The 1,872-nt window shown below is 72.4% G+C and carries 4 protein-coding genes; all 4 read right to left on the reverse strand.

From position 1 onward, the window contains the following. Positions 1 to 370 (reverse strand): hypothetical protein (locus OZN99_RS30785; RefSeq protein WP_270939014.1); only part of this gene is annotated, 370 nt, incomplete at its 3' end. Between the two features lie 5 nt (positions 371 to 375). Beyond that, positions 376 to 978 (reverse strand): protein phosphatase CheZ, encoded by a 603-nt coding sequence (locus OZN99_RS30790; RefSeq protein WP_270939015.1) that lies wholly within the window; start codon positions 976 to 978, stop codon positions 376 to 378. Beyond that, the gene (locus OZN99_RS30795; RefSeq protein WP_270939016.1) at positions 971 to 1,351 is read right to left on the reverse strand and encodes a response regulator; all 381 of its coding nucleotides are present in this window, start codon (positions 1,349 to 1,351) and stop codon (positions 971 to 973) included. Before OZN99_RS30795 ends, OZN99_RS30790 begins: the two co-directional genes overlap by 8 nt. A gap of 115 nt (positions 1,352 to 1,466) precedes the next feature. After that, a partial coding sequence (locus OZN99_RS30800) for a MotE family protein (protein ID WP_408611988.1) occupies positions 1,467 to 1,872 on the reverse strand: 406 nt, incomplete at its 5' end.

Here is a 1,872-nt window from a genome sequence, read left to right on the forward strand (position 1 = left end):
TCGGCGGCGCCGCGGACCCCGGGGCGGCGCCGTCCAGCACGTCCACGACCACGCGGTTGCCGAGTCGGAAATGGCGCAGCCGCGCGCCCGGCGCGAGGCCAATCGCGACCACCTCCCCCTCCGGCACGATGTCGCGCACGTTGCGCGGCGGGCGGCGCGCCGCCGAAAGGTCGAAGGCGGCGGGGGCGGCGAAGCGCAGCACCGCGCGGCCCTCGGCTTCCTCCAAGCGGTAGGCGGTCTGGGACGGCCAGTCGAAGACGATGCGCCCATGCGTGGGATGGTCGCCCACGCGCACCGGCACGCGGGTCTGCGCGGCCGCCGGCAGCGGCGCCGCCAGCAGCACGAGCAGCAGCAGGGCGGCCCGGCGCATGGCCCTCAGAACTCCGCCAGCAGGCGGTCGATGTCGGCCTGGCTGACGCCGGCGCCGGGCAGTTGCGGCCCTTCCGCCAGGCGGCGCCCTTCGGTCGCCTCGGGCTCCGGCACCGCGTCACGGCCTTCCACGTAGCGGCCGGCCACAGCGGCGACGCGCGCCTCGATCGCCTTCAACGCGGCCACCACCTTGCCGATGCGCTGGCCGGTGATGTCCTGGAAGCTGCAGGCCTCGTAGATGCGGGTGATCGCGCCCTGCAGCGCCTGCGCCTCGGCCTCCGGCACGCTGCCGGCCACGCGTTCCAGAACCTCGCAGCAATCCAGGATCTCGTTGGTGGCCTGCGCGGTGTGGTCCACGATGGCGTCCAGTTCGTCGGTCGCGCTCGGGATGTGGCTGTCGGTGATGTCGTCCACCTTGAGCCGGGCGATCTCCTGCTTGGCGCGGGCGATGGTGCGGCCGAGCGCCTCGAGCTCCGCCAGCAGGACCGCCTCCTTCGCGGTCAGGTCGCCGGCCATGCTGCCCAGCACGGCGCGGACGGCCGCCTCGATCCGGGCCTGGTCGGGGGCAGGCGCGGCGGAGGTCCCCTGCATGGCCGGGCCGTCAGGCATGCACCATCACCTTCGCGATCTTCTCGCGCAGCGTCTCCGCGTTGAAGGGCTTGACGATGTAGTTGGAGACGCCGGCCTGCTTGGCGGCGACGACGTTCTCCGTCTTGCTCTCGGCGGTGATCATGATGAAGGGCGTGTTCTTCAGCTTGGCGTCGGCCCGCACCTCCTTCAGCAGGTCGAGGCCGGTCATCGGCGCCATGTTCCAGTCGCTGATCACCAGGCCGAAATTGCCGTTGCGCAGCTTGTGCAGCGCCTCCTGGCCGTCCGTCGCCTCCTCCACATTCTCGATGTCCAGCTGCTTGAGGAGGTTGCGGATGATGCGCAGCATCGTCTTGTAGTCGTCCACGATCAGGACGGGCGTGTTCTTGTCCATGCGTCTCGCTACCCGGTTCCGAAGGCCAGGCGCCGTCCTGGCACCGACAGGCTTGTCCGCTTAGCGCCGTTGCATGAACGGATCGCCAATGCGCGGCACGACGGGGGCGTCGCTGTCACCGCGCGGCCGCCGACTGCTCGATCCGCTCGGCGCGCAGCCGGGCGAGCTCCGCGGTCAGCGCGCGGGCGCGGTCCGGGCGCATCGCGCCCATCACCGGCGCCGCCTTCGCCTCCCGCATGCGATCGACGATGGAGAGCAGCACCGGCATCTCCAGCTCGTCGAAGATCACCGCCGCGTCGCGCGGGCGCATGCCTTCGTAAAGGCGCACCAGGCCGCGCAGGCCGGCTTCCTCGCGCGCCGCGCGGTCGCGTTCCAGCGCCTCCAGCCGGCCCTGCAGCGCGGTCAGCTCCTCGACTCGCGCCATCAGGCGGCGCTCGGCGGCGGCCAGCAGCATCTCGCGCTGCGCGGCGGCCTGCTCGCGCGCGTCGATCTCGGCGCGGCGGGCGCGCAACGCCTCCAGC

Origin of the sequence: Falsiroseomonas oryzae (assembly GCF_027856955.1) — a bacterium.
Lineage (GTDB): Bacteria > Pseudomonadota > Alphaproteobacteria > Acetobacterales > Acetobacteraceae > Falsiroseomonas > Falsiroseomonas oryzae.

What these genes read in the sequence shown, in the direction of transcription:
- OZN99_RS30790 (WP_270939015.1), bottom strand. Translation starts at nt 978, where the DNA reads ATGCCTGACGGCCCGGCCATGCAGGGGACCTCCGCCGCGCCTGCCCCC.
- OZN99_RS30795 (WP_270939016.1), bottom strand. Translation starts at nt 1,351, where the DNA reads ATGGACAAGAACACGCCCGTCCTGATCGTGGACGACTACAAGACGATG.